The sequence below is a fragment of the Aeribacillus sp. FSL M8-0235 genome, from assembly GCF_038000355.1.
GTDB classification, from domain to species: Bacteria; Bacillota; Bacilli; order Bacillales; family Aeribacillaceae; genus Aeribacillus; species Aeribacillus composti.
In genome coordinates, this window is sequence record NZ_JBBOBW010000001.1 from 2,955,315 (window position 1) to 2,980,495 (window position 25,181).

Consider the following 25,181-nt stretch of genomic DNA (forward strand, 5'->3'; position numbering starts at 1 on the left):
ATCTATTAAAATTTGTTCTAAAGTGTTTTTAGGGAAATACGGAAATCGTTCTCCATTTTCGACGTTCCCAAGCTCTTGTTTTCTATCGGGCCCTCCTTTCAACACGACCCGATACGTTGTGGAGCGTAAAATTATCAATTTTCGCCATAAAGAGCGTTTAGCAATTTGATTTTTTCATTTGTATAATGTTTAAAGCCATCGTTATACGATTTCGGATCTTTCGGATTGGCGAAATGAGTGATTTCCCGGGAAACCGGGTCGATCAATTTGCTTGATGCCCCGCAGCCTAATCCGATAATCGTTTGCATTTCTTCCATGATGATTATATTGTATATACTCTCATAACCCTTCCGGGAATATCCGACATTTTCTAAATTTCCTAAAATATTTTTTTGCCGGTACAAATAATAAGGCTCATAATGATTTGCCTTTGTCCATTCAACCGCTTTATTCATCATTTTTTCTACTTCGCTTCGTTCAGCTACTTTATATTTTTCTTTGTTTTTTGTCATTTCCGATGCCCGCTTAAAGGAAAGCGTGTGGACAGTCAATGATTCAGGCATCAATTTGGCTGTCTCCTCAAGGGTGAACTCAAATTCTTTTAACCCTTCCCCCGGCAGTCCAATAATTAAATCCATGTTGATGTTGTTGATGCCCATTTCCCTAGCTAAATGAAATTTTTCAATCGTCTCCTCAACTGTATGATGTCTTCCGATTGCTTTCAATGTTTCCTGTATATATGATTGAGGATTAATGCTGATTCTGTCTATGTTCCATTTTTTTAAAACATTCAGCTTCTCTCTTGTAATTGTATCCGGCCTGCCGGCTTCTACTGTGATTTCCCGAATGCGATCAACATTTGGAAAAGATGTATACATTTCTTCATAAAGCATATCCATTTCTTCTGCCGTAATGCTTGTCGGTGTCCCTCCGCCGTAATAAACGGTCGTAATATTGATGCCTCGTTCTTTTAACCATTCGCCGATCATTCTCATTTCATAATGCAGACCGCCGAGAAAAGAATCAACTTTTCCTTGCTTGCCGCCAATAGCATAGGCAGGAAAGGTACAATATGCACATTTTGTCGGGCAAAAAGGAATGCCGATATAAATGCTTACTTCTTTTGTCAAATTGTAAAGATCAGGAACAACAGTTAATTGTTTTTCTACAATTTGTTCCATGATGCGAATTTTTTCATTTGATACGAGCAAATCTTCTTTTAATTGTTTATAAATTTCTTCATTTTTTCTTCCTTCAAGCTTCTTTTTATGAAAAAGCTTAGTGGGTCGGACACCTGTTAAAATCCCCCATTTTTGCGTAATTCCCGTATACTGTTGAAGAGCTGTTACATAAACATTCAATACCGCCTGCTTCATTTGTTTGAATTGTTCTTTTTCATCTGTTGCGGTAAAGCTTTTTTCTAAAAAAGCTTCATACGTTTTTCCTTCTGCTTTTAGCTCGCAAGCCAACCGAAAATCACTTTGTCTGAATTCGAAATTGAATAATGCTTCGATATCATGTTCAGAAGGTTTTAAAAAAATTTCGGCTTCTTCAAAAAACAAATTAGATATTAACTGAAGAGGCCGCATAAAACGTTCATCATTTATGCCGCTGATTTGAATGCGCATGTGATCACCTTGTCGAATAGAATAAAACTCCTTATAGTGTACTAAAGGGGATTTTTTCAGTCAATACGAAAAAAACATCCTAAGAAGCGGATGTTTTTTATCTGTTTTTAATTTTATTTAAAAATTTAATTGGGTATTGTTTTCGGAAATGCTCTTTTACCATATATGAAACACCTTGTTCATCATTCGACCTCGTGATCCAGTCTGCTGCCCGTTTTACTTCAAACGGAGCATTCCCCATCGCAACCCCCAAACCTGCCTGCTGGATCATATCCAAGTCGTCAAGGCCGTCGCCGATTGCGACCATTTCATCCAGCTTAATGCCTAAATGATTGCCAAGTACCTGCAAGCCATTCAGTTTAGATATTCCCTTTGGAACAATTTCAATTTTTCCGTCATGAATCTCGATCACATCTACATCATAAAAAGAATCAAGTATCGTTTTTTCCGCCTCTTTCAATTCCTCCTTCGTATCAAAATATACATCAATTTTTGGGGCAGCTACTGGCTCATCAATTAACGCATCAGCAAGAGATTCTACAAATTGAATTGGATAAAAAAGCGGATCTGACGAATTCAATAGCATTTTGCTTACAAGATTTGAAGAGATTTTTTTCCGGTTGCCGATCGAAAAACGCTCATGAATGATTCGAATATTACAATTAAAATATTCGAGCACTTGCACAATATTAAATGTTTTTTCTTCTGAAATTCGCTTCACATAAAGAGGTTCATCTAAACGGTTTCCGATGAACGCTCCCCCATGAGTAATTAAGTGGCTGTCTATTTTGAGCGCCTTTGCAACTTTTTTTGCCGATTGAAAATGGCGGTTCGTCACCAAAGTAATATATACATCCTTTTTTTGAACAAATTCTATCGCATCCTTCGTAGAATGCTGAAGGCGTCCATTTGAACGGAGGAGCGTTCCGTCGATATTTAAGGCAAGCAAGCGGTAGAGCATGTGTTGTCCCCCTTCTCTTGTTGTTAAATTCTATTATGAAAATATGTCCTTGTGAGACAAATTAGAACTTTTGTGTACTAAAGGAAGGGGAAACATTATGACACCGATTCATATTGAACAGAAAACATTTCATTTAGTACTAGGGCAACAGCGCCAATGACCGTCGCTTGATCTCCCAGCTTTGACAACACAATTTCTGTTTTTTTCGCTTGCTCTGTCAAAGCTCTTTGTTCAACCACTTCTTGAATCGGAGTTAAAATAAAATTCTTTGCCTTTGCTAATCCGCCCCCAATAATAATACGCTCTGGATTGAATAAATGGATAATGTTCATGATGGCAATTCCTAAATACCTGCCAGTCTCCTCTAAAATGTCTTTAGCAAGCAGGTCTCCTTCTAATGCAGCCTCATAAATCAGTTCTCCGTTCACATTTTCTATCATTCCGTTTGTCCGTTCTATTAATTTCGTTTTATACCCAAGGGATATTTTGTTTAATGTACGCTGTTTTATCCCTTCAGACCCAACAAGCGCCTCTAAACATCCGTCTTTCCCACACGAACATTTCAAACCGCTGCTTTCTATAAACATATGGCCGATTTCACCCGCTAGTCCGTTCGTTCCATGAAACAGCTTCTTATTTAAAATCAAACCTGCCCCAACTCCATGACTGATCTTAATGCATACAAGATTGCTAATTCCCACCCCGCTGCCAAACCAGTTTTCGCCTATTGCCATGGCACGAACATCATTTTCAATTTTGACAGGAAGACGAAATTCTTTTTCAAGCTCTTTTTTTAACGGTACATTTCGATGCTGCAATTGGGGAGCAAAACCGCTTGAACCTTCATCTGCGTCAATCCTGCCATGAATACCGATGCCAATTCCTACAAATTTTTTTAATTCTATACAAGCTTCATCCATCATAATGTAAAGCTGTTTGGCAATCATTTGGAACAAACGTGAACTCGTCATCTCTTCTTTCATGGTGATTGTTTTATATAAAAGTGTTTGAGCGTTTAAATCCGTGATGGCAAATCGGATTTCCCTCGGGCTGATATCAATACCGAAAACATAAAAATTTGATGAGTTGATTTTCAACAAAATGGGTTTTCTTCCCCCGCTGGAAGATCCGGTCTGCCACTCTTTTACCAATCCTTCTTCCAACAATTCATTTACAATATTTGTGACTGTTGGAGGTGTTAATTTTGTTTCTTTCGCAATGTCAGATCTTGAAATCGATCCGTGTGTCCGAATTGTATTAAGAATTAAAGATTTATTCAATGATTTCATTAATTGGAAACTGCCGACAATTTTTTCATCTTTCATGACAACCACCCCGAAATATACAGAGGCTCGTAATGTAAACCCTTACATTTTAGTATCTCAATGAATCAAGGTTTTCGCAAGTAATATTTTATTAGAAATTCCTACAGCTCGACGCTGAAAGAGGTAATGAATAGAGTATGAAAGGGGATTTCTCCCCTTTCATGTTTCATAATTTATTTTTCTAAATAATGGATTTCAGAAATTTTAACAGCTGTTTTTCCTCCAGGTATGTCTAAATCAATCGAATTTCCTCTCATTTCAAGCAGCAGCTGATTACCGATGGGAGATAAAAATGAAATTTTCCCTTGGTCAGGATCAGCTTCTTCAGGAAAACAGATTGTATATGTTTCTTCATCCTCTTCTTCCAAATATACAATTTTCACTGTCGCCCCAATAAAAACTTTTGTGAAAATATCTTCATCTTCTTGATTAAAAAGCTGTTCCAATTCCCTTACATATTGCAAAAACTTTTTTTGATTATTCATATAAAATCGGCCGATTGGAGAAGTTCTGTCATTTTGTTGTTTCTGAAAAAGCGTTAATTGTTCTCGCAATGCCGTTTTTAAGCTGGATAGCGTACTATGGCTCATAAAATATGCCACCTCCTTTTTCTTTAATAAAAAAATGGAAAATGAGTCTTTGATTCATGATCTGTTCCCTCCAATTTTGAAAATGAAAAAAGAGATGCACAAAAAGTACATCTCACTCTAGACTACCAAATATTTTACTTTTTTCAATAAAATCCTTGATTTGATATTCTTTTCTTTTACTATTCACTTTTTTTATAAAGCTCATCAAGCGGCTCCAAAATAATGCTGGTTATCCTCTGTAAAAGCATATTCATGCTTTCCTCTGCTTTCAACAATGCAGCAATCTTGCCGTTTTGCTGTACTAATTGAACGCATTTTTCTGCATGAATAATTTCTTCTTCAGTAATTTCTTTTCCGGTTACTTGTTTTTCATGCAGGTTTAATTGAGTGCTGCGAAAGTTCTGGAAAATGTTTTTCGCTGATTCATCGTGTTGGACATCATCATACAATTTTTTTAATTGAATATATTCCTTGCTTTGTTCTAATGCTTTTTTCAAATCGTACGCGGAATTATATAAAATATTAGACACTCCTAATCCCTCCTCGCTCCGCGAGCCCTTTTAGCTAATATAAAGGATGACAAGGCCGCCTGTCAAAAAAGTTTTAAAATTCCCTTACACCCTGAGGAATTTTTTAGAAGTTCGGGAAGCTACGGTTTCATTTCATGAAGAGGAGAGTTATTAATTGTGCCGATTCTCCTTAGCTTTACGTCAACATCCACATGAACCGGTATATCTTTAAAATGAGAGTGCCAATCTTTTTTAACTTTATGCCAAATCGACGGATGGCTGCGATGAAGGGCTTCTCCAAATCCAAAAATATCTACTTCATATTTTTTCTGGGAAGCTTGAATAGCTGTCAGAATATCTTTTTTAACCTTTTCCTCAGCTTTTTTCTGCAAAAGGTTTATCGTTTCTATTTTCTCCAAATCCATTCGTTCGCATTGAACCTCGGCTACCGCCCCATCTATATGCAGCTGAACGGTGCCTTTAAACTGATGACCGTCAACTTTTGTTTGAATCTTGCTGTTTGTTCGGATCGTTTCAATTGCCACCTTCTTCTCTTTGCATGGCACATTAATGACTGCTCTTTGCACTTTTCCTAATGCATAATGGAGACCATTGCTTTCCTTCTCCGTTAACCAGTCAACTAACTTATCTTTCCTCATGATAGCTACACTACCAAATTTGAGATACGCATCAGCTTTTGTTTTTTCAACATTTTCTATTTTTTCTCCAGCTTCAGGATTGCCTATTATTTCTACACCTATCACATGAGGTTCAATGCCTTTATAAACTAACTCGTTGACAAATTGATTGATTTCTATTGTTTCGATAGGCCCCCATGATTTTTCAGATAACTTTAATGAAGAACTTAATTTATGTGCGGGAATTGTCTCCAGCTGGCTAAGTACTTTTAAAATGTTTTCAGCTCTAGTGTTTTTAGCGATAGAGAGATAAAAATCTGTCCGAAATTCTTTCCCCCTTACTACATAATCAATAATTTCCCCCATTCCTTCTTTTGCTAAATCCTCTCCAATAATCAACATGCGGAGATGACTTGAATAAACGGCTCTTGGCGAGAAAGTTGTCACTTTTCTCATCGCCTCAGACAATGTACGCGCTTTCGACTGGAATGTTCTAACAGGAGCTTTTGTTATTCCCCCTTGTTTTACAGTTGCTACCTGTCCCGGGTTGATCACTTGTATCGTTACAAGTAATTCATCATCTACTTTGTCTATTCCTAATGCTGAAACGATTGCGATGTCATTTAACTCCCTCCGATCCCAGCAGCCTGCCAGCAACATGATGGACGCCAATATGAATAAAAGACTTGTCAACCGCTTATTCATCTATTTCCCCTCACATGACGCTGACGTTTTTTCATTAGAGCTGTACCCAACAGGATGAGAGGAAAAAGAAACCCGATCGTTAAAGAGTACAAAGGCCAAATATTATGTACAAACTCAAAAAAGTGAACGATGTTCGGATGGAAGGCGATCGCATACACAATCAGCATCATAGAAATAGGAAGAGTAATCGAACGATAATCTTTTATTTTAAATAGTTGAGAGAGACCTAAAACAAAAGCATAAAAACTGATGGTTAGCTTATAAAAAATAGATAAAAACCAAATTCCCGCCATAATAACCTCTACGCGTTGAAAAAATTTTCCTATTTCAATTTTTCTTGCCAGGGCGTAGCTCGGATATATTTGTCTGGCTGTATTTTCGACACCTAAAACAAGAATAGAAAACATGACAACAAATGTAAGCAGGATTCCTCCAATTATAACGCCTACTAAAAATCCTTTTTCTGCTCCTTTTTGATGATTGACAAAGGGAGCAATCATTAAAAAAACGATTAATTCTAAATTCGACAGACTAATAAAATGATAAAACCCAAATAAAATCGGTTTCATTCCTTCTCCCAATATCGGTTGCAGGTTTCCTATTTTGATTTGAGGCAAAATCGCGATGAAATAGATTGCTAAAAGGATGAATAGCCATAATGAAATGATTTCTGAAGAACGTCCAATCACTTCTAATCCTAAAAGGGTTGCCATAACAACGACTCCCATAAAAACAATATGGATAGCATCGATCGGTGTATCAGGCATCATTTGAGTAGTTGTAAAGTCGCCGATTTCCCTGAGCAATGCACCCGATAAAATAAAAGCATACATGAGAAATAATGCAACCGCGAATTTTCCAATCCATTTTCCGAGCAAAAGCTCGCATATTTCTACAAGAGTCATATTTGGAAAAATTGAATATATTTTAATGTACATAAGCACTAAAAGAATGGAGATGATGACCGTAAAAATGGTTGCTATCCAAGCATCCTGTTTCGCATCATTCACTAATGCAGTAGGAGCAACGAGAATTGAACTTCCAATCGTAAATAATAAAACTAACATTTTATATTGATTTGCTGTTATTTTCCCGTTGTCTAACATACCTTCACCAACCTCTTATTGAAATATTTTGTTCACTGCTTCGCTTAGCGGCTGGTAGATCCATGTGAGCAATTCAATCGGATTTGGAATAGGAAAATTAATGCATCTGGCAATACTTAATCCTGTTCCTAGAAAAAGAAAAATGATAAACACAATAAAATCCTTCCAGAGCTTATGTTTTAATAGCAGCAGAGCTTCGATTATAAAAATACATGCAGAAACGAAAAGAATGCCGATTATGTTCCACATTCATTTAATACCCCTTTAGGTAATCTATTTCTTCTTTCGTTGATTTTCGTTTTGAAAAAGTGATTTCTCTCTTTTCGTATTTTGCTGTGAACTAAAAACTCGTGGTCGAAAAATAAGCAGACGGCGGGGCAGACGAATAAAAACGTCCTTTTGATCTGCCAGCGTAAACGGAGCCATTGGACTTAAATAAGGGACGCCAAATGAACGAAGACTGCTCAAATGAAGAACTAGCGCCACCAATCCAAGGATAATTCCGAACAAACCGAAAGATGCGGCAAGCCCCATAAAAACAAATCGTAACATCCGCACGGTGATCGCTAGGTCATACGAGCTGACCATAAAACTTGAGATAGCTGTAAATGCTACAACAATTACCATTGCGGCGGAAACAATTCCCGCGTCTACTGCTGCCGTCCCGACAACTAATGTTCCAACAATTGAAACGGCTTGTCCGATAGCTCTTGGCATTCGAAGTCCTGCTTCCCTTAAAATTTCAAGCATAATTTCCATTAGAAATGCTTCAATAAATGCGGGAAACGGAACGCCTTCCCTTTGGGCGGCAAGACTGATCAAAAGCTGTGTCGGCAGCATTTCCTGATGAAAAGTTGTAATAGCAACATAAAGAGACGGTGCAAGGAGCGCAGTGAAAAAACCGAAAAAACGGAGAAAACGAATTAATGAACTTATATCTGCGCGTTGATAATAATCTTCAGGGGATTGCAGAAATTGCACAAAAATTGACGGTACAGTTAAAACGAAAGGAGTGCCGTCCACTAAAATGGCTACGCGGCCTTCGAGAAGATGTCCTGCCACGATATCAGGACGTTCCGTATTATAAATAGTTGGAAATGGCGTGTATGAGTCATCTTGAATCAGCTCTTCGATATAACCGCTCTCTAATATTCCATCAATATCAATTTGTTCAATTCTGCTTCTGACCTCCTGCACCACTTCTTCTCTCACAATCCCTTTAATATACATAATGCTGACTTCCGTTTTTGTTACTTTTCCGACTTTTTTTGATTCAATCCATAAACGATGGTCTTTTATCTTTCTGCGAATAAGGGAAGTATTGACACGCAAATTTTCCGTAAATCCTTCCCGAGGACCGCGAATAGTTGTTTCAGTTGTTGTCTCTTGGACTCCCCTCTCCTTTCCGCCTTTCATTTCAACGGCAAAGCCTTGTTCGTATCCATCGAATAATAAAACAACTTTTCCAGACAGAACAGCATTCGTGATAACGTTGAAATCATGCACATCTTCAATCGAACCGACGGTCAAGACCATTTCTTTTATATAATTGAGCAGCGTCAAACCTGCCAGATCTTTCAGATCCACTTCATTTCTTCTCAATTCAAACATTAACGATTCCATAACAAAATTATGATTCGCTTCACTGTTAATCAAACCGTCCGTATAAATAATCCCGACGCGGATTTCCCCTTGTCTTCCTATTCTTATTTCCCTTGTAACAATGTCGCTGCTGTTGCCAAATGCTTCTCTAATTTTTTTTAAGTTTTCATGCAAGCTGCGTTTGATCGTTTCTTTGCTTTGCGGTTGCTCGCTGCTATCTTGCTTTTCCTTGTCTGCTAATAGCTGTTCAAATGACTTTTTATCGATCGATTTCTTAAAAAATTTTAAAAAACTCATGCCGAATCCCCCTAACGTTTTTGAACCTTTTACTTGTAAAGTGCCCAATTGTTCTTTTAATATGTAAAAAATCCCATGAAGCAGGCGGTTTGCCTGTTTTCATGGGATTAAATAAACAGAATGATAATCGATTGTACGAACCCGATTATACCACCAAGGAGAGCGCCTAAGTAGGTAATCATTTTAAATTCCCTTTTGGAAATAGTCAGTACAACTTCTTCGAGACGTTCAACCGAGAAGGATTCTACCTGTGCCGTCACAATTTCATCGATATCGAAAGCTTTCATAATCTGTTCCACACTGTTTTGCAAATAAAGAACAGAGCTGGAAATGACGGCTGGCAGCATTTTTTCCATAACTGCTTGTTTATACGGCTGGATAAGCTCTGAAATTGGTTTATCCAATGTTTCGTAGATACGTATTTTTTCCGAAATAAGTTTTGCAATGGACAAGCTTGTCTTTTCTTTGTCCATCCTGCTTGTGAACTCAGAAACCGGCATTTCAAGCAATCGGCTCCATTCTTTAAAAAGAATGGAATAAATCAGATCAATCGTCCCTTGATGACGAAAAAACTTTGCTGCTTCTAATTGAATTTTATCTGCGATATTCAAGTTTCCTAAAAACATTTGAATCATGCCGCCAAACGTTCCTTTTTGTTGAAGAAAGTCATCGATCATTCTTTGCAGCGCTTGTTTCCCTTCATCACTTTCAACATATTGAACGCCTTTCATTGCAATCCATTCTGCAAGACTAGGAATTTGCAATTCGATGTTCTTCTTCCATTCTTGCGGCAAAAAATGACTGACTTTTTGATCTGTATTGAAAAAATGAAGTATGCTTTTTTCAATCGCTCGTTCAAGTCGGGTGGCAATCATTTCCTTGCTGTTGGATACTCCATACTCTTCCAGTAATTCCGTTAAAGTTTTTTGTTTGGCAAGCCAAGCATCTATCGATTGAAGCAGGAATAATTGTATTTTCTGCTGGAAGGAGACCTCCTCCATTTTCTTTTTGATTCCTTCTGGTGTAACTAAATGCTCGATCACCATTTTTCCTAGCTGCCTAGCCAGCTCATCCCGGCGTTTCGGAATAAGGCCTGGCGTAAAGGGAAGCTTTTTTCCAAACAAATAGATTGGTCTATATGGGCGAAAAAGCATTTTAATGGCAATGTAATTCGTAACACCGCCAATAAATGCACTAATTACGACCATCATAGCTGATGTTAATATAAATTCCATTTGCATCTTCCTCACTGTTTATTCACAAGATCAACTGCCAGACATACGATATCATAGCATGATTTACCTAAGTTAATATTATAAATCGGTTAACATTTGTAAGCAAACGGGGTAATTCAAATGGCAGAAACAAAAATTTTAATGATTCCACTCGAAGAAAAAAACGGTTTCTATATGGAAATAAGCGATTCTTTGCAAAAAGCTTTGACCCTTCCACTGATCCAAACGTTTTCCTTACATTGCGGCAAAGAAACAGTTAGAACAAAAGCCTCCTTCATCCGAAACGAAAAAATCGTTCTTTATGCCAGTGAAGAGATTTACAACGCTCTTCATCTTCCTATAAAATCTTTAACGCTTCGTCTTCAGTATGATAAATTCACCAAAACCTTCAAACTCGGACCGGTCATTTGTGTATTGATTGATTCTATTCAGGACGATGAAAAAATCCAGTTTGGAAATATTGATGATTTTTGTAAAGAGATGGCGAATTACTGTGCGGAAATTGGCGCATTTTTTTGTATTTCAACATTAACTGATCTGCAGCAAAATCAGAAGAAAGGGTTTCATTTATCTCATCAAAATTGGAAAAAGGAAACCATTCCTTGTCCTGACGTGATTTATAATCGGATTCGATCAAGAAAATTGGAGTATTCTCAAAAATATTTGAAGTTTTTGCAATTTGCAGCTGCAAACGATATACCGGTGTTTAACCACCGCTACTTAAACAAATGGGAAATTCATAAAATTTTTGCGTCCAACCAGCATCTTCTTCCCTACCTTCCAAAAACGATGCTTTTAACAAAAAAATCAGATTTGCAAGTGTTTGTAAATGATTTTCAAGACGTATTTATTAAACCGATTAACGGCAGTCAAGGGAGAAGAATTATTCGCTTGAAAAATAAAAACGATCTTTTCGAAATATACTTTACCCATCCCGGTAAAAGCGAGCAGCCAATTATTTTTCATTCCTTTCAGGAAATGTATAAACATCTCTTTCCATATCTCAAAAGAGAACCGCATATTATTCAGCAGACAATCGACACAATCAAATTGGATAATCGACCGCTTGATTTCAGGTTTCTATGCCATAAAATCAATCATCAGGGCTGGAAAATAACCTCTTCTGTCGCCCGCCTTTCCGCTAAAGATCAATTTGTTAGCAATTTAGCTAAAGGCGGAGAGCTGTATAAAATAAAAAAAATCTTATCTGGCATTTTTGACAAAAGCACTTGTTTACATCTTTGCAGCATTCTTTCGGAAATAGCACTGGAAGCCGCCAAAACAGTTGAAATGAACGTGGAGGGAGAATACGGGGAATTTGGAATTGATATGGCTGTAAGCGAGGATCAGAAACCATGGATTTTAGAAGTCAATACAAAGCCATCCAAAAATATTGAATACTCTCTCAATCCTTCCATTCGTCCGTCTGCCAAAGCAATCATCCGTTATTGTTTCTTGATAAGCGGTTATGATGTTTCATAACGATTCATATAATAATTGGGTAAATATAGATAAACGGAGGCAGGCGGATATTTGTGGCAGAACCTCTTTTGTCTTTCGGATTTTTAGTCAATAAATATTTTCATGAAGCAGCCTATTTTAAAAATATTTCAAAAGCGGCAAAAAAATTGAATATGAAATGTATTATGTTTCGCCCGTTGGACGTACAATTCGCAAATGGTACGTTAACGGGATTTACATTCAATTTAACATCTAATAAATGGGAGCGAAGTACTTTTCAACTTCCACATTATATTTATGACCGCTGTTTTTATGGCAAAGATGCTGCTTCCATTCAAAACAAAAAAGCCGTTCAAAAATTAAAAATACAACAAAATGTTTCTTTTCTAGGCTACGGATTCCCAGATAAATGGAAACAATATAAAACATTAAAAACTGATCCATTCATTTATCAATATCTTCCTGAAACAGAATATTTCCAACATCCCGATCAAGTTTATACATTTTTGCAATCATATGAGGAATGTATCTTAAAACCAATTCACGGCAGTTCAGGAAAAGGAGTGCTTGTAATTAAAAAAGAAAAGGAAACGCTATTTCTATACTTTTTCATTGGAGCGAATCAAAGGATCGTCCGTTTGAAACATTTCAATCAATTAAAACCATTTCTTGCGAAGAGACAAGTTGACTCATACATTCTTCAACGATTGCTCCCTTTAAAGGACAAACAGCAGCGTCCATTTGACTTGCGCATTTTATTTCAAAAAAACGAGTTCGGTCAATGGATTATGCAAGGAAAAGGAATTCGAATCGGTCAAAAACATACGTATGTATCCAACTTGTCAAAAGGCGGTTCTGTCGTTTCCCTTGAACAATGGGAAAAAGATATTCCAAGGCAGCGATTGAACCATATTTATAACCAAATCGAACAGCTTGCTCACCATCTTCCGCAAAAAATTGAAAAAAATTTTGCTCCTTTATTTGAGCTTGGTGTGGACATCGGCATTGATTTGCAAAATGAAACGATATGGATTCTAGATATTAATTCTAAACCAGGGAGAAATGTCGTTTTAAAAACAGATCCTGCGAGAAAAACAGTTCTGTACGAAGCTCCTGTCCGCTATGCCCGCTACTTGCAACACTCTCTACAAACCGGGGTGGAAATAAATGATTTATCAAATTAAACAGGCAGACCACCTAAACCAAACCGTTTTGCTTCCTAGCTCTTTTTCCCATGTAACGATCGAATCGATCTCTTTCGGCAAACGGAAAATAGCGTGCCGTTCTATTCTCCATCACGAAGACAGCCAAAGCATTTATATTTCAAAAGATATTGCCGAATCTCTGCTTTTACCTAAAAATATTAGGATCAAAGCTTTAGTCCATAGTGAAACGCTATTTTTAGGCCCCGTTGTCGGCATTTTCACAGCAGGTTTTTATAAATCCCTTTTACGCCCATTAGGCGACAGATCGATATTTTTTTCAAAATTAGTGGTCAACGGCTGTTCAACAGGCGCTTTTTGTTTTGTATTTGGGATACATCAAATTCATTGGGATTTAGAGATGATTGAAGGCTATTCATTCAATGAATCCGGATGGGTAAAAATAACCGTTCCATTTCCAAATGTCATCTATGATCGTCTTCCAAATCGGAAGGTAGAAAACTCAGACTACTTTCAGTCTGCGAAAAAAAACTTATTTATGCGCTCAATTCCGCTTTTCAACTCAGGCTTTTTCAACAAATGGGATGTCCATCATATTTTATCCAAAGATGGGACAGTAAGGCATTACTTGCCGGAGACATATCATGCTCCGTCTATAAAAACAATTGAACAGCTGATTAACCGCTTTCAAACGATTTATTTAAAACCTGAAAACGGAAGCCTTGGCCTAGGAATATTTAAGCTGGTGAAAAATCGGAAAAATGGATCAATTCTTTGCTGCTATTATGATGAGAACGGAAAAGGCCAGTTGAAGCTGTTCTCTTCTATTGAAGGCTTTTTGCAGCGTTTTTTTGCACAGCGATCATTAGATCAATATATTGCTCAACAAGGCATTTCCCTTCTTCAATCGAGTGGAAATCCTGTCGATTTCCGCGTGCACACAAACAAGAACGAAAACGGAATCTGGCTTGTCAGTGCAATCGCTGCGAAATTGGCCGGAAAGGGAAATCCTACAACACACGTAAAAAACGGAGGAACAATAAAATCTTTGCATGAATTATCATTGCCGCTGAATAAAGAGGACATTTACCGTTCACTTTCCACCGCGGCTCTTTCTATTAGCAAGGCAATTGATCGCAAAATGGACGGTGAAATCGGAGAAATCGGTTTTGATTTCGGCATCGACAATAACGGGAACATATGGCTATTTGAAGCGAACTCGAAGCCTGGCCGCTCCATTTTTATGCATAAAGATTTGCAGCAAGAAGACCGGCTAACATTGCGCTTTCCATTCCAATATGCCGAATATTTAATGAAAAAAACAATTTCAACTGAGGAGATCTATGATGCCCCATGAAATGCTCGTCGGAATTTTAGCTGGTGATAACGATCGAAGCGGTTCTTTTTATGGAAACATTTCGTTATTTAAAGCTATACAAAGACATTTGGCTGAGCAGAACAGTTCAAGCTTTGTTTTTACACCTTCTGGCATGAAAGAAAAATCGATCGTCGGCTATATATATGAACCGAACGAAAATCGCTGGTTGAAAAAAAAGTTTCTATATCCAGATGTTGTCTATAATCGCTATCCGTTTCGCGATACAGTTCAAAAAACAGATTTCGTTTTCCGCTCTTTAAACAAAAAAAACATCCCTTATTTCAACAGACATTTTTTTAATAAATGGGATGTCATTACTTGTTTGCAAAAAAATAAGCACCTTCTTCCTGTCATACCTGAATCGCAATTAGTAACATCGAAACAAGATTTTTATACATTTTTTGAAAAATACCCCTCCGTTTATTTAAAGCCTGTTGGACAAAGCCAAGGGAAAGGAATCATTAAAATAACAGCCGAATCCAAACATAACTACATTATCAAAACGGTAAATTCTATAAAAAATGAATCTTCATTGGAAAATATTTGGAAAGAAATAAAACACATTCTAAACGAGCCGTATATGATGCAGCAGGAGATCGTTTCCGATCAGATTAACAGTCAGAAATACGACTTGCGCATTCTCGTTCATTACAGTCAAAACAAATATGTTATTTCGGGAATTGGCGTGCGCGCATCTAAAAACATCACAACACATGTAGTACATGGAGGCTCTATCCTTCCCTTCTCCTTTGTCAAAAACCGTGTCGATACTAAAAAAATGGAAACTATTTGCCATGAAATTGGCAGCACACTCTCTCAATGTTTTCAATTCATTGGGGAATTTTCTATTGATGCAGGAATTGATACAAAAGGAAATATTTTTATTTATGAGGTTAATTCGAAACCGATGGTGTTCGATGAAAAAGACATATTCCAAAACGGAATTGTCCAGCTAAGCAAATTGTTCCATCATTTAGCAAAAAATCGAATCGATTTCAAAAAAACTTGATAAAAACGGATGCACAAGCCACAAATTTTTGTAATCATCCATGATATCATACATTCTTTTTATAATTTTCCCTTTTCCTGAGCAACCTAATGAATAATTCCAGTGAATAAGGAGGGTAATACGGTTATGGATAAAGATAAGGAAGTAAAAGATTCGCTATATGAAGGTCGTGATCAATCGTTTATGGACATTGACAGAATGATTAATGAGGGTCTTTCAGGAGGATCTGTTCACTACCGTTACAATGCGACCAATATTGAAGAAGCAAGGGACCTCGAGGAAGAAGAACCGCCATTTGACATAGAGAAAATTAACGAAAAGTAAGCCTGATGTTTGAAAAACACATCAGGTTTTTTAAATTTTAGCTGTAAAAGAATTCAGAGCTTAAAGCTTAAAAAGCCCCTTTCGTTATGTTTCCTGAATGATTGCATGCTCTTCTTCATGGCATTGGCTGCAATATAAAAGATGTATGCATTGATGATTTTTTAGTGAATCTCTTTTTCCATCTAAAAGCTTCATCAAGTCCATTTCCATATAAGCACTGTAGTCATCTAAATAGTCAGTAATTTTCCCTGCATCTAATAAAATGCCTCCGCATTTGGAACAATACTTATGAAGTTGCTGAAATCCATTGCATAACGGACAGGCTCGCATGTGAAAACTCCTTTATTTGTTGTTGATTTATGTATAATGTTCCCTTTCTAGTCTGATTTACAGAGTAACGACACAAAACAGAAATTACCATTTCTCATTTCGAATAGATTTTTACATCCTACTCATACTACTTAATGAACACCATACATCCCGGTGGGTTAAGCCGAGTTTGGCAGTGAATCTTTTGATTCACGCTGGTGCAACTCCAGCTAACCCAGCCAAAAAAAATTTCACAAGGAGTTGAAAATTATGGCTCAACAAAACCGCAGCAACAACTCTAACCAACTTTTAGTTCCTGGTGCACAACAAGCGCTTGAACAAATGAAATACGAAATCGCAACAGAATTCGGTGTAAATCTCGGACCAGACACAACTTCCCGTGCCAATGGATCTGTTGGTGGAGAAATCACAAAGCGTTTAGTTGCACTTGCTCAACAACAAATTGGCGGTTTCCAACAACAATAACTAAAAAATTAATATTCATGGCTATGGAGGCACTACCCGTGTCTCCTTTTATTTGAGAATAAGGAGGTTTTTCAAATGACAGTTGGTACAAAATTGATGGAAACTATTTCAAGCTGTGAAAGTGCGGTTGCGAACTTACATAGCTTCGCACTGGAAACAGAAGATCAACAAGCTAAGCAGTTATACCAAAACCTTGCAAAACAACAACAGGAAGTGCTTGACCATTTAAAAGCGAGGCTAAATTACATTCAAAACGAAGAGCCGCAATTTAAACAGCTATAAATCAGGAGGGGACCATTCACTCTCCTGATATTTCCCATTTTGTGCTTGAACCCTTCCAATTCAGCTTCCTCTTTCTATTTCTGTTAATTCTAATCCTTCCAAGCTTCATTCCATTACAGGAAAATCGCACCTCTCTTCAACTTTCAAATCCACTCACGAAGTGTCGTGTTTCCCCCTTTCGTTCGAGCAGTTGTTATAAGCATTTAAAATCTGATCTTTCTAAAAACAATTGCAGTAATAAATCGTCTATAAAAACCTTAGATATCCGTTAGATCATCACATTGAGATAGACTGCCAAACAATCGAATTAATATTCAAAAAACAAAAAAATTATGGTAGATATTCCATCTTTTTGCTAAAATATCTAAATATTGGGGGGAAGGGAATAAAAACTGAAGATCATTTTGTTAAAGAAAGCGTCATCATGGAAGTCTTGACTGCACGCGCATTTTGTCGATTATAAAAAAATTCTTGATTCATGCCGCCAGCTGCAACATCATCTACAGGTTATTTGCTCGGAATGTGCTTTTCGGCGAATATGAGTTTTACACCATACTAAAATCTTCGCCTTTATAAAACATCATTCATTTTTGAATATAAAATTTAACAAATTAGAATAAAAATTAACTCAACTTTCGCAGCTCAATTTTGGTAAATAAGCCTTGATATAATTAGGCAAAACTACAATCCATTTACGTAATTGACTTTCGATGAATTTTTTAATCTTTTGATTTACATTTTGAAGTGCATCTTCAAGAATTTCAATGAGTAGTTGAAGTGCAAAGGCCCAATCTAGTTCATCGATTTCATCACAAAGTTCATAAAAAATGCCGCCTAATGTTCGATAATCTGTACTTACTCGGTTTTGCCAAGACAAAACAATGTACCTTGTAAACACAATAGTGGTATGGCTGATCATGGAATCATAAGATCTTCCTTGGAACTCTTTTTGGAGTTTCAATAAGGATTTGACTGTTTTGAAGAATACTTCAATATCCCAACGTATCCCATAAATACGAATGATTTCTTGATCCGATAAAGTACAGTCTGTACTCAAAATAGCTAGCCACTGTCTCTTTTTATTACGATTACGGACAAATACCACTTTAACAGGTACGCCATTTGCCATCGTTGTGTGAATAGAGCGCAAAATACCCTTTTGATGTTGTGATGGTTTAGCTGTTTGGTATAGTTTTTTTAGGCTCACCCATTCACCGTTCACTTGATATCTTTGTTTTGTATCCTTCACCATTCCAATAACATCCAACCCTTGATCCACAATGGACTTGATCAAAGGCTGTTGGGTAAACCATGTATCCATTAAAACGTATGAGGCATCGATTCCTTGAGAAAGTGCCCGTTTAATCATATTGGGAATAACTTCCGGCGCTTTTTGTAAAGCTTCGACACGCCGCTTATAACCGGATGTACGCTTATCGATTCGGTTATCAATCCCATTGATTTGGGAATTCGTAGAGCTTAATAAAGCAAAATCAATAGGCAAAAATGTAGCACCATCTGACCAGCCGAGTGTAAGCATACGAAATCCTTTGTAATAACGCATTTTTTGAGAAGAATGATCGAAACAGCGAGCAAGCAGTTCAACCTTTTTACTGCGATTTCGTTCATAAGATGAGTCGTCCACGATCAGCACTTTCGGACGGTCGTGTCTCGTTAAACTACTTACCTTCATAATGGTGAAAGTACTCAAAACAAGTAAAAACCTGCGCCAATTGTATTGAGGGTTATTTAAGAAGCGATAAATAGCGTTTTTTTCCGGCAAATCTTTAGCTTTTTTACTTTGAAGAAGTCGAAACAAATTTTTGCCTTCAAAAACTAAACTAAAAACTAGCTGGAATAAATAGGCGCAGGAATAACCGAAACCCTTGTTAATTCCCACTTTCCTTAAATATTTTAAGATTTCAAGTTCATCAAATATAGCTTTTACTTCTTTTGGTAGTTGATTGTTCAGTCTGTTATTCGTTATCATAATAAGAGACACCTCACCTGCTTTTGGTAATGTTTTTTCTGGACAATTAAACTATACCAAAAGTTGAGGTGTTTTTTTTGCAAATTTTTATGTCAAGAAGTATTCGAAACAACCAACAAACCCATTAACCGTAAGGCTTAGAAATCCAATTTACTGTGAGAAAGTTGAGAAATTAAAAAATAATCGAAAAAATTATTATTTAGCTGCCGATATATACAGTGGACACTAATAATGAATTTTGAAGGGGAAATCAACCAATGTTTAAAAAAAGAAAACAAGTTCCATCACTTTTTGAAAAACAAGTAGATCTTCAACAAGTAAAACTTGAAGTGACTGATGAAAAATATCAAAGACAATTAGCGATGGTTGGCCTAACAAAGGATGATCTTATTTGTACTCTTATATTAAAAGATGCGATTGAAGAAAACATAAAGTTTATTATCGATGCATTTTATGATGCTCTCCATCAAGAACAATTTTTGATTGACTTAATTAATAAATACAGCTCGATCGAAAAACAGAAGGAAAGATTGAAAAAACATGTGCTGCTTATGTTTAGCGGATCCTTAACAGATGAAGATATAACAAGAATGAAGCGGATTGCTGTAGCCCACGTCCGCATTGGATTAGATACGATCTGGTACATGAGTTCATTCCAGCAATTACAGAAATCAATTTTTTCCGTTGTTGCGAAAGCGTGTCCATCGAAGGAAGATTATCATAAAGCGGTGGTCACCATTGCAAAAATGTTAAACTTTGAACAGCAAATTGTGTTGGAAGCATATAATGAAGAGTATTTAAAAAGACGGCAAAAAATCGAAAAGGAAAAACAGGAGCTTCATGAAAACATCGCCCAAACCTCCATTCGTCTTGCTGATCTTATTGAATCAGCCAATTCAGCTATACAAAAAATTAACGAACGATCCAAACAATTTGCCTTAATTGCAGTTGATCGTTTTGAAACAGCGGCATCAACCGAAGCAGAAGTCAGTTCAAGGAGAGAAGACTTGAATTTTCACTCCGGTTTAATGGTCAATATAAAAGAACGGACAGATGATATTGCTTTAAAAATAAAGTCGCTTGAACAAACTTCTGAAAAAATTAATCATGTCGTCTCGATTGTTACTTCTATTGCTGAACAAACTAACTTGCTGGCTCTAAATGCCGCAATTGAATCAGCGCGTGCAGGGGAATACGGGAAAGGATTCGCTGTTGTTGCTAGTGAAGTGAGAAAGCTGGCGGAAGAAACAAAAAATTCCGTGCTTGGCGTTTCCAATTTAATTGAGGAAATCAGAGCGAAAATTAACGATATCGCTTCATCTATTGTGGAAGTAACAGAGCTTACAGGCAATGGTTCGCAAAGAATGAAAGAGATGAACCAATTCTTCGACAATATTTTGTATGCCTTCGACAAAAATAAAGAACAAACTGAAAAGACGAAAAATGAACTCGAAAACTTTGCTGAAATCATTGATGATATAACAAATTTCATTGCGCAAATCAATGAGACTTCAGAACATTTAAAAAAGCTGGCCAATCATATATAAAGGTCCTTTTTCAAGTTGGCGACAAAACCCATTTTTCCCATTCAGGAAAAATGGGTTGATTATTTATTTGGATGAATCTTCAAAAAGCTGAACAACCTTTATCCGCTAAAATAGTTGAGTCGTAAAAGGAGATCCAATTGATCGCTTGAAGGTTAAAAAATGAGGATACATGTTCATATATTGAACATAGTATCCCAACAAATAGTATGTGTTGATTTTTTTATACCCCAAGATATTTATGCTGGATATCAGCATTATTCAGTGATTTCTTTTTTGTAAGAAAATAATATCTGCGGTAACTTCTGTTCCTGCGTTCTTAAATGCGTTATTAGGAAGTCGAATTGCACCTATTAAATCAGCTCTTTGTGCAATATATTTGCGTACTTCTTCATTCTCTTTATCCATTGTACCTTTCGAGGTAATGAGAGCAATAATACCACCAGGACGTACTTTATCTAATGTTTTGGCAAAGAAATCATCATGAATAAGAAAACCATATTTATCATAACGAGAATCAGCTACTTGATATTGACCAAAAGGTACATTACCTATGGCAACATCAAAGAAGTAATCAGGAAAATCAGTATTTTCAAATCCGTCAATAGTAAGCTTTTTGATATAACTGTTTAGCGATCCGACCGGATAAATCATCTAATTCAACACCATAAAAAACACTGTCTGATAAAGTTTCCGGTAAAAGGCCCATGAAATTTCCAATCCCGCAAGAAGGTTCCAAAATATTTCCTTTTTTAAATCCCATATTTTCAAGAGCCTGATACATAGCTTTAATAATAACCGGAGAAGTATAATGCGAGTTTAAAGTAGATTCTCTAGCACTTGCATATTCTGCATCAGTTAACAATTCCTTTAAATCATTATATTCATTTGCCCATGCTTCATTATCTTTATCAAAAGCCGAAGATAGCCCTCCCCATCCAACATAACGCGATAATACTTCTTGTTCTTCAGGAGTGGCTAATCTATTTTCTGCTTCTATCTTCTTCAAAGTCTTAATAGCTTCTATATTCCAATTAAATTTGGTTTTAGGACCTGCAGCACCTAATTCATTATTGGTAATGTGAAAATTTTTAGAAATAGAAACAGCAGTGGCATTTTGTTCCACTGCTGTTTTATTGATTTCTTTTTCCGAAATAGAAAAAGAAGTGGGATTTTCCTCCACTGCTACTGGGAATAAACTCAATTGTTCTTCTTATTTTTCATCTATACGTAAATCATTTCCCGTAAGATGACTTCTTCTGCCATCGCCCGGATATTGTTCACTTCTTGGATCCATTTCATCTGATCTTCGGCTTTGAGTTCCTCTGTCACTCCGTATTGTTCCATCAACTTTTTCGTCATTATTTCCATTCGCTTGTTCGCTTGCTCGTTGATGTCGACTAGATGTTGATGAAGCTGACCTTGAATCGATAGACTCTCGTAGAGTATCATGTTGTTTTCCATCAGATGTTTTCTCCTTAGGCTGCCATACTTTCCTATCGGCTTTTCGTTCATTGTTAACTCCAAGTTGGGAATTAGATATTCCCCCTCTCCCTCTAAGCGATAAGTCCCGCCCTCTTTCTCGAAACTCGATTCCTTCACTACTGGAGTGTATATCCCGTTCTCCACGTAATATTCCTTTTCTCCCAGAGTCACTTTTTTCATTTTCTTCATTACCCCTTTAATATGCCTTTTAGAGGCTTCATTTTCGCTTCTAAGCCGTTCTTTTTCTGTGCTTGTATTATAACTTGCGGCAACATTTTCCCGCAAGTTTTTATTTGTTCTTTCTAGGGACTGTTTTTCAAATTCTTGAATCTTAGTTGAAATGTTGGTGTAATTACTCATGGTTTCAGCAACTAATAGATGATGTATAAAATTTTGTGTAAAGTATTTTGCTAGACCAAAAGAAAAAAGGTAGGGTATCTCTGATTTGACCAACAACACATTCCAGAGAAAGGAGAACCCTACCTATGTCTAAAAGTATATCGAATGTAGACTGGGTCAATCAACTGGAAAGTGCGATTCGCCAATTAGAACTCATCATGCGTGAAGAAATAAAACATTTCCTCGAAATGGAACAGGCTGGAACGTCGAATATGAGAAACGGTTACTATCAACGAAATCTAGATACGCAATATGGCCGGATTGAAGGTCTTTTGGTCCCAAGAGACTGAAACGGGGAATTCAAACGCAGCTGTTTGCCCCTTACCAACGTCATACCGGCTGGCTCGGAGAAGCTGTCATCAAGATGTATCAAAGTGGCATGAGTACGCGGGAGATTGGCAAGTTTATTGAACGAATTTTTGGAATGCTTATTCTCCTGCAACGATCAGTCGTATGACCGATGTCGTGAAGGAATACATCGAGAAATGGCACACTCGTCCTCTACATAAGCGTTATTCCGTCTTATATTTGGATGGGTTGTACGTAAAACTTCGTCGAGATACGGTAGAAAAAGAGGTCATGTATGTGTTGTTAGGTGTAAACGAAGAAGGATATCGGGAAATTCTTGATTTTTTCGTAGGAGGAAAGGAAAGCGCCTATGGATGGCAGGAGATTCTCCAACAACTATATAACAGAGGCGTAAAGGAAGTGCTTCTGGGCGTATTCGATGAACTAACGGGGCTGGAAGAAGCCTTTAAAGCTATTTATCCGAAAGCCGATGTGCAGCGTTGTGTCGTTCACAAAGTCCGTAACACACTCAGTCGTGTACGGAAAAAAGACCAATTCGAAATGGTGGAAGATTTGAAACTCATTTATCGATCTCCGAATAAAAAAATTGCACTGGAGATGTTTCACCAGTTTGAGTCAAAATGGTCGAGCAAGTATCCGAGAGTGCAATCGTGGGGAAATGAGTTGGATGTCCTTCTTACCTTTATGAATGATCCAAGCAGTATCCGACCAATGCCATCGAACGAACGATCAAGGAGATTCGGAAACGTCTAAAGCCGATGAACAGTTTGAGCAGTTTAGAAGCCGCGGAAAAAGTCATGTATTTGACCATCCAAGACTTTAATGAGAAATGGGCAGGGCGAAAGTTGCGAGGATTTTCCGAAACTCATGAAGCCCTCCAGCGAATGTTTGAAGAACGTTATGATTAACCAAATAATGTAAATTGATGATGGGATCTCCCTTTCCACACAGGAGACTGAATATTCAGTCTCCTGTGTGGAAGAAACAGGCCCTCTCTATTCTAAATCCATTTCAGAGATGCCCTATCTATCTTACATTACACAAAATTCTTGACAGTACCATCATTACTTACTTCAATTTCTGGGTGAATGTATTTTGGAAAAATTGTTGTAGATAATACAATGAATCCTTCCGGAATATTTTTCACAAATACAACTAAATAATTATCATCTACTCTAATTATTTTTGTTTTAAGTTTTTTACCACTATCAGTAACATATGCAACAAAGAATAATTTTTAAATTTATAAAGTTGTCCACAGCGATTTCCAATCATTGTGAATTTATCCAGCTGATCTGTTAATTCCCAGCATGGCTGCAATTAAGCAGCTTACTTAATTTTCTTCGTATGTAAACTCTTGTTTAATAACAACAATATGCTATCCATTCGTTCACCAAGTTTTGCTAGGTTGTGCTTTTAAAAGCAACAAACACGAAACGATTTGGACGCAGCGGACTTATTTATATTTTTATGATTAAAAACAGTAATTTAAACTTTGCTTTATGTATATTTCTCTTCCCAACACAAATAATATTTTCTGTAAAAAAATCAAAGGAGGAACAATCATATGGCTCTCATTCCTTACGATCCTTTTTCTGAGATCAACCAATTTAGACGAAACATGAATCGCGTTTTTTCTGAAGGCTTCCCGCATTTTTTTGAAAACTTTGAGACTATGAATACCCCCCGGCTTGATATTCATGAAACTGCTAATGAAGTAATTGTTACGTGTGATTTGCCCGGCCTTGAAAAAAAGGAAGACGTTGACATTCATCTTGATCGCAACGTTCTTACGATCAGTGGCACAATTCAAAGAAGCAAAGAAGTAAAGGAAGAAGAAATGCATAGACGCGAACGGTTTATCGGGCGGTTTCACCGCGCTGTTGCATTGCCGGCAAATGTAAAAGAAGAAGAAGTGAGCGCGACATATAAAAATGGCGTTTTGGAAATCCGTATTCCAAAACAAACCGAAAACAACAAAAAGAAAATTGATATTCAGTTTCATTAATTGTTTCGTGAGGTTGCAAAATTTCAATCAGCCTCACTTTTTTATTGCAATTTTCGCCAAGTACGATTATGATGAATATATAACATCAAAAATCTATATATTGTGTAATCAAAAACAATTAAATACTATATATTGAAAACCTAACGACAAAGGTGCTGTTTTCAGCTTAAAAGGGAATCCGGTGAGAATCCGGAACTGTCCCCGCAACTGTGAGTGCTACGAAATGAATAATCCACTGTACGTTTCGTATGGGAAGGATTCAAAGTAGGATGAAGCACGAGTCAGGAGACCTGCCTTTGTCCGAACGTTTCTAATTCTTCGGGGGTTGGGAAGATGAAACGATGGTTTGAATGGAGTAGTTTCGCCTTGTAAACTGCCTCCCTTTTAATCATCGTTTGATCCGCTCAGCTTCCTGAGCGGTTTTTTATTTTGATAAGG

General features: G+C 37.0%; 24 protein-coding genes, 1 pseudogene and 1 riboswitch. Of the genes and pseudogenes, 10 read left to right on the forward strand and 15 right to left on the reverse strand.

Translation table 11 applies throughout. The features are described from left to right. Positions 1-134 precede the first annotated feature (134 nt). The 10 genes from NSQ71_RS14450 to NSQ71_RS14495 all read right to left on the reverse strand — a co-directional run bounded on the left by NSQ71_RS14450 (position 135) and on the right by NSQ71_RS14495 (position 10,596). Complete coding sequence (locus NSQ71_RS14450) at positions 135-1,628, reverse strand: coproporphyrinogen III oxidase (RefSeq protein ID WP_130158840.1); 1,494 nt, start codon at positions 1,626-1,628, stop codon at positions 135-137. 97 nt (positions 1,629-1,725) lie between these two features. Continuing rightward, complete coding sequence (locus tag NSQ71_RS14455) at positions 1,726-2,589, reverse strand: Cof-type HAD-IIB family hydrolase (RefSeq protein WP_094244621.1); 864 nt, start codon at positions 2,587-2,589, stop codon at positions 1,726-1,728. Between the two features lie 95 nt (positions 2,590-2,684). Continuing rightward, entirely contained in the window at positions 2,685-3,914 is a 1,230-nt protein-coding gene (locus NSQ71_RS14460) for an ROK family transcriptional regulator (RefSeq protein ID WP_130158842.1), read from the reverse strand. Positions 3,915-4,087: 173 nt separating this feature from the next. Next, positions 4,088-4,504 carry a GreA/GreB family elongation factor gene (locus NSQ71_RS14465; RefSeq protein ID WP_063387297.1) on the reverse strand — a complete coding sequence of 139 codons (417 nt, stop codon included), beginning with the start codon at positions 4,502-4,504 and terminating at the stop codon, positions 4,088-4,090. Between the two features lie 179 nt (positions 4,505-4,683). Beyond that, positions 4,684-5,034: a YlbF family regulator gene (locus NSQ71_RS14470; protein ID WP_340734145.1), complete on the reverse strand. Its 351-nt coding sequence runs from the start codon at positions 5,032-5,034 to the stop codon at positions 4,684-4,686. Between the two features lie 119 nt (positions 5,035-5,153). Next, a complete protein-coding gene (locus tag NSQ71_RS14475; protein ID WP_311066422.1) occupies positions 5,154-6,356 on the reverse strand; it encodes a Ger(x)C family spore germination protein in 1,203 nt (400 codons plus the stop codon). Next, positions 6,353-7,462: a GerAB/ArcD/ProY family transporter gene (locus NSQ71_RS14480; RefSeq protein ID WP_340734146.1), complete on the reverse strand. Its 1,110-nt coding sequence runs from the start codon at positions 7,460-7,462 to the stop codon at positions 6,353-6,355. Before NSQ71_RS14480 ends, NSQ71_RS14475 begins: the two co-directional genes overlap by 4 nt. Before the next feature lie 15 nt (positions 7,463-7,477). Further along, a complete protein-coding gene (locus tag NSQ71_RS14485; RefSeq protein ID WP_066248956.1) occupies positions 7,478-7,711 on the reverse strand; it encodes a hypothetical protein in 234 nt (77 codons plus the stop codon). A gap of 24 nt (positions 7,712-7,735) precedes the next feature. After that, positions 7,736-9,361, reverse strand: coding sequence for a spore germination protein (locus NSQ71_RS14490; protein WP_130158436.1), 1,626 nt, complete (start codon positions 9,359-9,361; stop codon positions 7,736-7,738). Between the two features lie 107 nt (positions 9,362-9,468). Continuing rightward, complete coding sequence (locus tag NSQ71_RS14495) at positions 9,469-10,596, reverse strand: DUF445 domain-containing protein (RefSeq protein ID WP_340734147.1); 1,128 nt, start codon at positions 10,594-10,596, stop codon at positions 9,469-9,471. 120 nt (positions 10,597-10,716) lie between these two features. Here NSQ71_RS14495 and NSQ71_RS14500 point away from each other — a divergent pair, with 120 nt between their 5' ends. The 5 genes from NSQ71_RS14500 to NSQ71_RS14520 all read left to right on the forward strand — a co-directional run bounded on the left by NSQ71_RS14500 (position 10,717) and on the right by NSQ71_RS14520 (position 15,931). Beyond that, entirely contained in the window at positions 10,717-12,078 is a 1,362-nt protein-coding gene (locus NSQ71_RS14500; RefSeq protein ID WP_340734148.1) for a YheC/YheD family endospore coat-associated protein, read from the forward strand. A 53-nt stretch (positions 12,079-12,131) separates the two neighbouring features. Beyond that, a complete protein-coding gene (locus NSQ71_RS14505) occupies positions 12,132-13,241 on the forward strand; it encodes a YheC/YheD family endospore coat-associated protein (RefSeq protein WP_094244613.1) in 1,110 nt (369 codons plus the stop codon). Beyond that, on the forward strand, positions 13,225-14,577 hold the full coding sequence (locus tag NSQ71_RS14510; protein WP_339193250.1) for a YheC/YheD family endospore coat-associated protein: 1,353 nt from the start codon (positions 13,225-13,227) through the stop codon (positions 14,575-14,577). The genes NSQ71_RS14505 and NSQ71_RS14510 overlap by 17 nt, the downstream gene beginning before the upstream one ends. Next, entirely contained in the window at positions 14,567-15,607 is a 1,041-nt protein-coding gene (locus NSQ71_RS14515; RefSeq protein ID WP_311066427.1) for a YheC/YheD family endospore coat-associated protein, read from the forward strand. The genes NSQ71_RS14510 and NSQ71_RS14515 overlap by 11 nt, the downstream gene beginning before the upstream one ends. Positions 15,608-15,733: 126 nt before the next feature. Then, a complete protein-coding gene (locus tag NSQ71_RS14520; RefSeq protein ID WP_144597082.1) occupies positions 15,734-15,931 on the forward strand; it encodes a hypothetical protein in 198 nt (65 codons plus the stop codon). An 84-nt stretch (positions 15,932-16,015) separates the two neighbouring features. On the opposite strand, the gene NSQ71_RS14525 is transcribed toward NSQ71_RS14520, so the two are convergent. Further along, a complete protein-coding gene (locus NSQ71_RS14525) occupies positions 16,016-16,261 on the reverse strand; it encodes a hypothetical protein (RefSeq protein WP_144597080.1) in 246 nt (81 codons plus the stop codon). 249 nt (positions 16,262-16,510) lie between these two features. Between NSQ71_RS14525 and NSQ71_RS14530 the strand changes: the two genes are divergently transcribed. Next, positions 16,511-16,726, forward strand: a complete 216-nt coding sequence (locus NSQ71_RS14530; RefSeq protein ID WP_063387285.1) for an alpha/beta-type small acid-soluble spore protein — start codon at positions 16,511-16,513, stop codon at positions 16,724-16,726. Positions 16,727-16,801: 75 nt separating this feature from the next. Next, entirely contained in the window at positions 16,802-17,008 is a 207-nt protein-coding gene (locus NSQ71_RS14535; RefSeq protein WP_063387284.1) for a DUF1657 domain-containing protein, read from the forward strand. 628 nt (positions 17,009-17,636) lie between these two features. Here NSQ71_RS14535 and NSQ71_RS14540 read toward each other — a convergent pair. Continuing rightward, complete coding sequence (locus NSQ71_RS14540; RefSeq protein ID WP_094245809.1) at positions 17,637-18,998, reverse strand: IS4 family transposase; 1,362 nt, start codon at positions 18,996-18,998, stop codon at positions 17,637-17,639. Between the two features lie 257 nt (positions 18,999-19,255). On the opposite strand from NSQ71_RS14540, the gene NSQ71_RS14545 reads away from it, so the two are divergent. Beyond that, complete coding sequence (locus NSQ71_RS14545) at positions 19,256-20,545, forward strand: globin-coupled sensor protein (RefSeq protein ID WP_130158449.1); 1,290 nt, start codon at positions 19,256-19,258, stop codon at positions 20,543-20,545. A 258-nt stretch (positions 20,546-20,803) separates the two neighbouring features. Here NSQ71_RS14545 and NSQ71_RS14550 read toward each other — a convergent pair whose 3' ends face one another. From NSQ71_RS14550 to NSQ71_RS14560, 3 genes are read right to left on the reverse strand one after another with little or no spacing between them, the layout of a single operon-like run. After that, a complete protein-coding gene (locus tag NSQ71_RS14550; RefSeq protein ID WP_340734149.1) occupies positions 20,804-21,196 on the reverse strand; it encodes an N-6 DNA methylase in 393 nt (130 codons plus the stop codon). Beyond that, entirely contained in the window at positions 21,144-21,746 is a 603-nt protein-coding gene (locus NSQ71_RS14555; protein WP_066248976.1) for an SAM-dependent methyltransferase, read from the reverse strand. Before NSQ71_RS14555 ends, NSQ71_RS14550 begins: the two co-directional genes overlap by 53 nt. A gap of 20 nt (positions 21,747-21,766) precedes the next feature. After that, positions 21,767-22,480 (reverse strand): TnpV protein, encoded by a 714-nt coding sequence (locus NSQ71_RS14560; RefSeq protein ID WP_082829493.1) that lies wholly within the window; start codon positions 22,478-22,480, stop codon positions 21,767-21,769. 32 nt (positions 22,481-22,512) lie between these two features. Here NSQ71_RS14560 and NSQ71_RS14565 point away from each other — a divergent pair. Then, positions 22,513-23,643 (forward strand): annotated as a pseudogene (locus NSQ71_RS14565) (IS256 family transposase). Between the two features lie 659 nt (positions 23,644-24,302). Next, positions 24,303-24,743 (forward strand): Hsp20/alpha crystallin family protein, encoded by a 441-nt coding sequence (locus tag NSQ71_RS14570; protein WP_327848593.1) that lies wholly within the window; start codon positions 24,303-24,305, stop codon positions 24,741-24,743. Positions 24,744-24,876: 133 nt separating this feature from the next. Beyond that, positions 24,877-25,055, forward strand: a riboswitch (cobalamin riboswitch). Positions 25,056-25,181 lie beyond the last annotated feature (126 nt).

Bases quoted from the DNA above. Each gene is read 5' to 3' on its own strand.
- NSQ71_RS14450 (WP_130158840.1), bottom strand. From the start codon at position 1,628: ATGCGCATTCAAATCAGCGGCATAAATGATGAACGTTTTATGCGGCCT.
- NSQ71_RS14455 (WP_094244621.1), bottom strand. From the start codon at position 2,589: ATGCTCTACCGCTTGCTTGCCTTAAATATCGACGGAACGCTCCTCCGT.
- NSQ71_RS14460 (WP_130158842.1), bottom strand. From the start codon at position 3,914: ATGAAAGATGAAAAAATTGTCGGCAGTTTCCAATTAATGAAATCATTG.
- NSQ71_RS14465 (WP_063387297.1), bottom strand. From the start codon at position 4,504: ATGAGCCATAGTACGCTATCCAGCTTAAAAACGGCATTGCGAGAACAA.
- NSQ71_RS14475 (WP_311066422.1), bottom strand. From the start codon at position 6,356: ATGAATAAGCGGTTGACAAGTCTTTTATTCATATTGGCGTCCATCATG.
- NSQ71_RS14480 (WP_340734146.1), bottom strand. From the start codon at position 7,462: ATGTTAGACAACGGGAAAATAACAGCAAATCAATATAAAATGTTAGTT.
- NSQ71_RS14485 (WP_066248956.1), bottom strand. From the start codon at position 7,711: ATGTGGAACATAATCGGCATTCTTTTCGTTTCTGCATGTATTTTTATA.
- NSQ71_RS14490 (WP_130158436.1), bottom strand. From the start codon at position 9,361: ATGAGTTTTTTAAAATTTTTTAAGAAATCGATCGATAAAAAGTCATTT.
- NSQ71_RS14495 (WP_340734147.1), bottom strand. From the start codon at position 10,596: ATGGAATTTATATTAACATCAGCTATGATGGTCGTAATTAGTGCATTT.
- NSQ71_RS14500 (WP_340734148.1), top strand. From the start codon at position 10,717: ATGGCAGAAACAAAAATTTTAATGATTCCACTCGAAGAAAAAAACGGT.
- NSQ71_RS14510 (WP_339193250.1), top strand. From the start codon at position 13,225: ATGATTTATCAAATTAAACAGGCAGACCACCTAAACCAAACCGTTTTG.
- NSQ71_RS14515 (WP_311066427.1), top strand. From the start codon at position 14,567: ATGCCCCATGAAATGCTCGTCGGAATTTTAGCTGGTGATAACGATCGA.
- NSQ71_RS14520 (WP_144597082.1), top strand. From the start codon at position 15,734: ATGGATAAAGATAAGGAAGTAAAAGATTCGCTATATGAAGGTCGTGAT.
- NSQ71_RS14525 (WP_144597080.1), bottom strand. From the start codon at position 16,261: ATGCGAGCCTGTCCGTTATGCAATGGATTTCAGCAACTTCATAAGTAT.
- NSQ71_RS14530 (WP_063387285.1), top strand. From the start codon at position 16,511: ATGGCTCAACAAAACCGCAGCAACAACTCTAACCAACTTTTAGTTCCT.
- NSQ71_RS14535 (WP_063387284.1), top strand. From the start codon at position 16,802: ATGACAGTTGGTACAAAATTGATGGAAACTATTTCAAGCTGTGAAAGT.
- NSQ71_RS14540 (WP_094245809.1), bottom strand. From the start codon at position 18,998: ATGATAACGAATAACAGACTGAACAATCAACTACCAAAAGAAGTAAAA.
- NSQ71_RS14545 (WP_130158449.1), top strand. From the start codon at position 19,256: ATGTTTAAAAAAAGAAAACAAGTTCCATCACTTTTTGAAAAACAAGTA.
- NSQ71_RS14550 (WP_340734149.1), bottom strand. From the start codon at position 21,196: ATGATTTATCCGGTCGGATCGCTAAACAGTTATATCAAAAAGCTTACT.
- NSQ71_RS14570 (WP_327848593.1), top strand. From the start codon at position 24,303: ATGGCTCTCATTCCTTACGATCCTTTTTCTGAGATCAACCAATTTAGA.